8 protein-coding genes are annotated in these 7512 nt (G+C 70.8%); all 8 read right to left on the bottom strand.

The features are described 5' to 3' along the window. The coding region (locus VFM98_RS09935) for an SDR family NAD(P)-dependent oxidoreductase (protein WP_325109766.1) at window positions 1-676 on the bottom strand (676 nt) is incomplete at its 3' end. Window positions 677-738: 62 nt separating this feature from the next. Continuing rightward, the gene (locus VFM98_RS09930; RefSeq protein WP_325109765.1) at window positions 739-1431 is read right to left on the bottom strand and encodes a lipoyl protein ligase domain-containing protein; all 693 of its coding nucleotides are present in this window, start codon (window positions 1429-1431) and stop codon (window positions 739-741) included. A gap of 10 nt (window positions 1432-1441) precedes the next feature. Further along, complete coding sequence (locus VFM98_RS09925) at window positions 1442-2560, bottom strand: acetoin dehydrogenase dihydrolipoyllysine-residue acetyltransferase subunit (protein ID WP_325109764.1); 1119 nt, start codon at window positions 2558-2560, stop codon at window positions 1442-1444. After that, complete coding sequence (locus tag VFM98_RS09920) at window positions 2560-3576, bottom strand: alpha-ketoacid dehydrogenase subunit beta (protein WP_325109763.1); 1017 nt, start codon at window positions 3574-3576, stop codon at window positions 2560-2562. Before VFM98_RS09920 ends, VFM98_RS09925 begins: the two co-directional genes overlap by 1 nt. A gap of 16 nt (window positions 3577-3592) precedes the next feature. Next, entirely contained in the window at window positions 3593-4576 is a 984-nt protein-coding gene (locus VFM98_RS09915; RefSeq protein ID WP_325109762.1) for a thiamine pyrophosphate-dependent dehydrogenase E1 component subunit alpha, read from the bottom strand. A 17-nt stretch (window positions 4577-4593) separates the two neighbouring features. Then, window positions 4594-5655, bottom strand: coding sequence for an ATP-NAD kinase family protein (locus VFM98_RS09910; protein ID WP_325109761.1), 1062 nt, complete (start codon window positions 5653-5655; stop codon window positions 4594-4596). 175 nt (window positions 5656-5830) lie between these two features. Then, window positions 5831-6664 (bottom strand): S-formylglutathione hydrolase, encoded by an 834-nt coding sequence (gene fghA, locus VFM98_RS09905; protein ID WP_325109760.1) that lies wholly within the window; start codon window positions 6662-6664, stop codon window positions 5831-5833. Next, window positions 6664-7512 (bottom strand): S-(hydroxymethyl)glutathione dehydrogenase/class III alcohol dehydrogenase (locus tag VFM98_RS09900; protein WP_325109759.1); only part of this gene is annotated, 849 nt, incomplete at its 5' end. The genes VFM98_RS09900 and fghA, both read right to left, overlap by 1 nt.

The following is a 7512-nucleotide window of genomic DNA, read 5'->3' as shown; positions in this document are numbered from 1 at the left end:
CGACCGCGTTTGCCATCTCCTGCGGCGTCCCCATCCGGCCCGTGGGATTGAGCGCAAGCGCCGCCTTGTAGAGCTCGGGATTGCTGTCCTTGATGGTGTTCCAGACACCGCCTTCGAAATAGGTGTTGCCCGGCGACACGCAGTTGACGCGGATGCCCTGCTCCACCAGCTTGCGGCTCAGGCCCTTGGCGTAGTGGATCAGCGCCGCCTTGGTGGCGCCGTACGAGCCGGCGGCGAAATCGACCTCGAAGCCCGAGACGCTGGAGATCAGCACGATCGAGCCGCTGCCCGACTTCTCGAGGAACGGCACCGCGGCGGCCACCGCGTTGACCGTGTGCATCATGTCGGTCGCAAAGGCTTTCTCCCAGGTGTCGGGCGCATCGCCGACCGCGAGGGCGCTGACGTTGCACACCAGCACGTCGATGCCGCCCAGCGCCGCGGCGCTGGCCTCGATCCAGCCCTTCAAGGCCGCGGCATCGGTGACGTCGATCGCGCGGCCGAAGGCCGGCACGCCCTTCTTCTTCAGCGCGGCAACGGCGACTTCGACGTCGCCGTGGTTGCGCGCGCAGATCGAGACACCGGCACCTTCGTCGGCGAAGGTATCGGCGATGGCGCGGCCGATGCCCTTGGTGCCGCCCGTGACGAGTGCCCGCTTGCCCTTGAGTCCGAGGTCCATCGCAGTCTCCTTGCCGGTTCACGCGCCGGGGGACAAAAATGTACCTCTCGGCCCCGCCGGCGTCACGCAAAACCTTGAGCGAAGCGGGCTGCGATCGCGCGCAGCGCGCGCGGCGCCACCTGCGGGTCGGCCGCCTCGATCGCCACGCTGGTGAGCGCATCCGCGCGGTAGCGCGTGTCGGTGCCCAGCGCGGCTTCGAAGGCATTGGCCTGCGCGGTCAGCACCTCGGGATCGGCATCGACCACGATCACCGCATGCGCCAGCACGACCGGCCGGCCTGCGACGCGGCGCCAGGCCTGCGCGGTGCCGACGAGCTTGCGGCCATGCACCGCGAGGTTGAAGCGGCCGTCGCAGAACGAGCCCGTCACGGGCTGCGGCGTGGCGGCGATGCCCAGCGGCGCGAACGCGGCGGCGAGCTCCGCGCACAGCGCGAGGTACACCGCCGTGGTGTCGACCGGCGTGCCCTGCGGGGCGCGCCACACGAGGCTCAGATTCCAGACCCCGGGCCCCTGCGGCACCAGGCCGCCGCCGGAGGAGCGCACCTGCAGTTCGCCGGCCGCCGCGTCGCGCGCCGCCGCCCAGCCGGGCAGCAGCGTGTAGCGGCGCGGCACGACGAGGCCCACCGGCGCCTGCCACAGGTGCGCCGCCGCCAGGCCGCTGGCGGCGCAGCCCTCCATCCACTCGGATTCGCAGGCCACGCCGCCGTGCAGCGGCTGCTCGTGGAGGGTGACGGCGTCGAAGACGGGCAGGCTCACGCCGCCATTGTCACGCGCCGATGTGCCGCTTCAGCAGCGTGTTCACCTCGCCCGCCTTTTCCATCATCGCCATGTGCCCGGCCCCTTCCAGCACCTCCACCAATGCACGCCGAGGCGCATTGGTGGCGTGCGCCGGCGGGATGATGCGGTCCTGCGCGCCCCACACCACCAGCAATGGCACATCGCTTTCGCCCAGTCGCAGGCCCGGCGTCTCGGCCTGCCTTCCATTGGGGAACAGCGTGCCCTGCAAGGTCTCGAGCAGCTCGCCCACGCCGTCCATGCGCTTGTACTTCAGCAGGTCGTCGACCATCTGTCGACTCGCGAGCGATGGGTCTGCGAACAGCAGTTCCACCAGGGGCTTGAGCTCGCGGCGCGACGCCGCGCGGGCGAAGCCCTGCGTGTAGTCGCCGTTGATCTCGGTGCCCAGGCCGGCGGGATTGAGCAGGGCGAGCGACGCCACCCGCGCCGGCTGGTCGAGCGCCAGTTGCGCGCCGATCGCGCCCCCCATCGAATGGCCGACCACGTGCACGCGCTCGACGCCGATCTGCGCGAGGAAGGCCGCGACGAAGGAGGAGAGATCCGCCAGCGACGCGCCGGGCAGGCGGGCGTCCGACTGCCCGTGCCCCGGCAGGTCCAGCGCGATCACCGGTGCCACCGCCCCCAGCGCATCCAGGTTGAACAGCCAGTTGCCCAGGTCGCCGCCGTAGCCGTGCAGGAACAACACGGGCACGCCCGCCTCGGGGCCGCGGCGCGCATGGCGCACGCGGATGCCGCCCACCTCGACCCACTCGTAGTCCGGGCCCGCATCCTCGTCGTCGTCGCCGGCGGCGGGCACCTCGTAGGCGGCAATGTAGGCGTCGATGTCGGCCTCGGGCACGTCGGCTTCGGCCAGCACGCCGAGCAGCGCCTTGACGGGCAATGTCTCGCCGTCCTTCGCCACCTTGCGCCGCAGCAGGCCGGGATCGGGCGCCTCCACAGCGTTGGAGATCTTGTCGGTCTCGACGTCGACCACCGGCGTGCCCACTTCGATGCGCGCGCCCTCTTCCACCAGCCAGCCCGCGACCGTGCCCTCGCGCATCTCCAGGCCCCACTTGGGCATGACCAGGGGCGTGATCTGCGGCGCGGTCATCAGTGCCGGCCTCCTTGCTGCGTGCGCTTCACCGCCGCCACGATCTGCGCTGCGCTCGGCAGGTACAGGTCTTCGAGCGAAGGCGAGAACGGCACCGGTGCATGCGGCGGCGTCACCATCTCGATCGGGCCCTTCAGGGCGGAGAAAGCCTCCTGCACCACCTGCGCCGAGACATCGGCGGCGATGCTGCAGCGCGGATTGGCCTCGTCGACGCAGACGAGGCGGCCGGTCTTCTCGACGCTTTCCAGCACGGTGTCGAGGTCGAGCGGGCTCAGGGTGCGCAGGTCGATCACCTCGGCCTCGATGCGCTCCTTCGCCAGCGCGGCGGCGGCTTCCTGCGCCCGGTGCACCATCAGTCCATAGCCTACGATGGTGACGTCCTTGCCCTCGCGCACGACGTGGGCCTCGCCGAACGGGACCGTGTAGCTCGCCTCGGGCACCTCGCCTTCGACACCGTAGAGGTTCTTGTGCTCGCAGAAGATCACCGGGTCGTTGTCGCGGATCGCCTGGATCAGCAGGCCCTTGGTGTCGTACGGCGTGCTCGGGCACACCACCTTCAGCCCGGGAATGTGCGTGAACAGCGGCGTGAGCATCTGCGAGTGCTGGGCGGCGGCGCGGAAGCCCGCGCCGACCATGGTGCGGATCACCACCGGCGTCTGCGCCTTGCCGCCGAACATGTAGCGGAACTTGGCGGCCTGGTTGTAGATCTGGTCGAAGCACACGCCCATGAAGTCGATGAACATCAGCTCGGCCACCGGGCGCATGCCGCAGGCCGCGGCGCCGATGGCAGCGCCCACATAGGCCGACTCCGACAGCGGCGTATCGAGCAGCCTGTCGCCGTACTTCGCGTACAGGCCCTTGGTGACGCCGAGCACCCCGCCCCAGGCGTCGCGCTCGCCCTGCCCGCCGGCGCCGCCCACGATGTCCTCGCCCATCACGATGACGCTCGGGTCGCGCGCCATCTCCTGGTCCAGCGCCTCGTTGATCGCCTGCTTCATGCTGATCTTGCGTGCCATGTCGTTCTCCTCGAGATCAATAGGCGACGTACACGTCGGTGGTGAGGTCGGCCGCGGTGGGCAGCGGGGCGGCCTTCGCCGCCACGACGGCGTTCTCGATCAGGTCGAGCACCTCGTGGTCGATCGCCTGCAACTCGTCGGCCGCGACCGCTCCGGCGGCCGTCACGGTGGCGGCGAACTTCTTCAGGCAGTCGCGCTCGGCGCGGATCTGCTCCACTTCGCCGGGGCCGCGGTAGGTCTGCGCATCGCCCTCGAAGTGGCCGTGGAAGCGGACCATCTTGCATTCCAGCAGGGCCGGGCCGCCGCCCTTGCGGGCCCGGGCGATGATCTCGCCGGCTGCCTCGTGCACGGCGAAGAAGTCGGTGCCGTCCACGGTGACGCCGGGCAGGCCGAAGCCGGCGGCGCGGTCGACGTAGCTGTCCACCGCCACGGCGTAGTCGCGCGAGGTGCTCTCGGCGTAGCCGTTGTTCTCGACGACGAAGAGGGCCGGCAGGTTCCACACCGCCGCCAGGTTCAGGCTCTCAAGGAAGGTGCCCTGGTTGCTGGCGCCGTCGCCCACGAAGCTGATCGCCACTTCGCCCTTGCCGCGGAACTTGGCGGCCAGCGCCGCGCCGCACACCAGCGGCGCGCCGGCGCCGAGGATGCCGTTGGCGCCCATCATGCCCTTGTCGAGGTCGGCGATGTGCATGGAGCCGCCCTTGCCCTCGCAGGCGCCGCCCTTGCGACCGTAGATCTCCTTCATCATCGCGCCCACGTCCACGCCCTTGGCGATGCAGTGGCCGTGGCCGCGGTGGGTGCTGGCGATGCGGTCGCCGTCGCCCAGGTGGATCATGATGCCGGTGGCGGCGGCCTCCTCGCCGGCATACAGGTGGACGAAGCCCGGGATGTCGCCGCGGCCGAAGTCCACGTGCAGCCGCTCCTCGAATTCGCGGATGGTGCGCATGGTGCGGTAGGCCTGCAGCAGCTGCTGCTTCGGGAGCGGGAGGGGATTGACGGCCATGGCTTGTCTCCTTGTCGTCAGGGGGTGGGAAAGCGGGTCGCGAGCAGCCCGTCGCGCGCGGCTGCGGCCATGCAGCGGCGCACGTCGAGCGTGTGGAAGGCGTCTTCGCGCAGGGTCATGGTCACGCGCTCGCCGGGCGCGAACATGAGTTCGCGTTCGCCGTCGAGCGCGACGCTGCCGGCTTCGGCGCGCACGGTCAGCGGCTCGCCGGCCACCATGCGCTGCCAACTGGCCACCGCCACCGGGCAAACCAGGCCGGGCGCGATCGGCGCGTTCAGGTGCAGCAGCGCGTCGCGCGCATCGGGGGCCAGTTGCACCGACAGGCCGCCCGGCTCGCGGCGGCCCACCGGCTGCAGCAGCCCTCCGATGGCCGACAGGCCGATCGCCTCGGGCTCGGCGAAGGCGAAGTAGGCGGCGCAGAGCGACTGCGGCTTCCACAGCGCGCGGGCGCCGACCGTGCGGTCCTGCGTGACCACCGCGTCGACGATGGCGATGTCGCGGCGCGGCGGCCTGGCACCGTCCAGCACGCTCACTTCGATCAGCTTGTTGGGCAGCAGCGCCTCGGCCGCGGCGATCCGGCCGGTCGCGTAGAGCCCGGCCGCCAGGCCCGTGATCGTCGGCTCGCGCATTTCGGGGAAGGCATTGTTGGTTCCGGTGGAGAGCCCGGCAATCGGCAGCGGCGCGTTGCGGGCGTCGCGGCCGGCGACCAGCTCGCGCACCACCGCGCGATGCGTGCCGTCGCCGCCCAGCACGACGATGGCCGCGACGCCGGCGCGCTGCAGCAGGCGCGTGGCCGCGAAGGTGTCTTCCACCGTGGAGCTCGGCTGCAGGTCGAGCAGCTCGATGGCGGGCAATTCCGTATCGCCGCGCTTCAGCTGGCGATCGAGCAGAGTGTGGAGGCCGGCACGGTCGGGCATCAGCAGCGCACGCTCCACGCCGGCGGCGCGCGCGGCCTGCAGCACGCGCACGAGGATGTTCACCCGCTCGCTGATCTGCAGGTTGCCGGCATGCGCGACCACCCGGCGGATGTCGCGTGCGGACACCGGGTTGGCGATGACGCCGAGGACGGGCGATGCCATGGGCCGCAGCGCCGCAAGACGTGTGCCATTGCTTGACTGCGCGTCGTGGCGCCACGCAACCGCTCTTGCGCCGGGCGAAAGCTCGGCTGTCGCTCGGCCCGCCACGCGTCACGCTGCGACACGGCTGTCACGCGTCGAGGTGACAGGCCGTCACCCCCGCGCGCGCCTCTTCGGATCACCCGCGCAAGGCAGCGGCGTGATGCGCGAAGTGCTCGCCGAGGAAGCTGGCGATGAAGTAGTAGCTGTGGTCGTAACCGGGGTGGATGCGCAGCGTCAGGGGATGGCCCGACGCCGCGCAAGCGGCCTCGAGCAGCTCCGGTCGCAGCTGCGTGGCCAGGAATTCGTCGGCCCCGCCCTGGTCGACCAGCAGCGGAAGGCGCTCCTTCGCGCTCGCGACCAGTTCGACCGTATCCCATTCCTTCCAGGCGGCGCGGTCCGCCCCGAGGTAGGCGCCGAGCGCCTTCTCGCCCCAGGGCACCTGCGAGGGCGCCACGATCGGCGAGAAAGCGGAGACGCTGCGGTAGCGGCCCGGATGGCGCAAGGCCGTGACCAGTGCACCATGGCCGCCCATGGAGTGGCCGCAGAGGGCGCGCGCGGGAGTCACGGGGAAGTGGCGCTCGACCAGCGCCGGCAACTCCTCGGCCACGTAGTCCTGCATGCGGTAGTGCGCTGCCCAGGGCTGCTGCGTGGCGTTGACGTAGAAGCCCGCGCCCTGCCCCAGGTCGTAGGCCGCATCGTCGGCGACGGTCGCGCCGCGCGGGCTCGTATCCGGTGCCACCACCACGATGCCGTGCCGCGCCGCGTGCTGCTGCGCGTTGGCCTTGGTGATGAAGTTCTGCTCGGTGCAGGTCAGGCCCGAGAGCCAGTAGAGCACCGGGCAGGGCTCGCCGCGCAGCGCGGGCTCGGGCAGGTAGAGGCCGAACTTCATCTCGCACCCGAGCGCGGCGGAGGCGTGCTTCCACACCTCCTGGCGGCCGCCGAAGCTGGCGTGCTGCTCGACGCGTTCCATCAGTAGTGCACCACGGAGCGGATCGACTCGCCTGCGTGCATCAGGTCGAAGGCCTTGTTGATCTCGGCCAGCGGCATGGTGTGCGTGACGAAGGGCGCGAGCTGGATGGTGCCGTTCATGGCGTCCTCCACCATGCCGGGCAGCTGGCTGCGGCCCTTGACGCCGCCGAAGGCGGTGCCCAGCCAGCGCCGGCCCGTGACCAGCTGGAACGGCCGGGTGGAGATCTCCTGGCCGGCGCCGGCCACGCCGATGATGACGGACTGGCCCCAGCCGCGGTGCGCGCACTCCAGCGCGGCGCGCATCACGTTGACGTTGCCGATGCACTCGAAGGAGTGGTCCACGCCCCATCCCGTCATCTCGACGATCACCTGCTGGATCGGCTTGTCGTGGTCCTTGGGATTGACGCAGTCCGTCGCGCCGAAGGTCCGCGCCAGGTCGAACTTGGCAGGATTCGTGTCGATCGCGATGATGCGGCCCGCCTTCGCCATCTTCGCGCCCTGCACGACGGCGAGGCCGATGCCGCCGAGACCGAACACGGCCACCGAGTCACCCGGCTGCACCTTGGCGGTGTTCTTCACGGCGCCGATGCCGGTGGTCACGCCGCATCCGAGCAGGCACACCTGGCCGGGATCGGCCTGCGGGTGGATCTTCGCCAGCGAGACCTCGGCCACCACCGTGTACTCGCTGAAGGTGGAGCAGCCCATGTAGTGGTAGATCGGCTGGCCGTTGTACGAGAAGCGGCTCGTGCCGTCCGGCATCACGCCCTTGCCCTGCGTGGCGCGCACGGCCACGCACAGGTTGGTCTTGCCGCTCTTGCAGAACAGGCACTCGCCGCATTCGGCGGTGTA

This window comes from Ramlibacter sp. (assembly GCF_035706265.1).
Classification (GTDB): domain Bacteria; phylum Pseudomonadota; class Gammaproteobacteria; order Burkholderiales; family Burkholderiaceae_C; genus Ramlibacter.
This window is presented reverse-complemented; position numbering and strand designations above follow the sequence as displayed.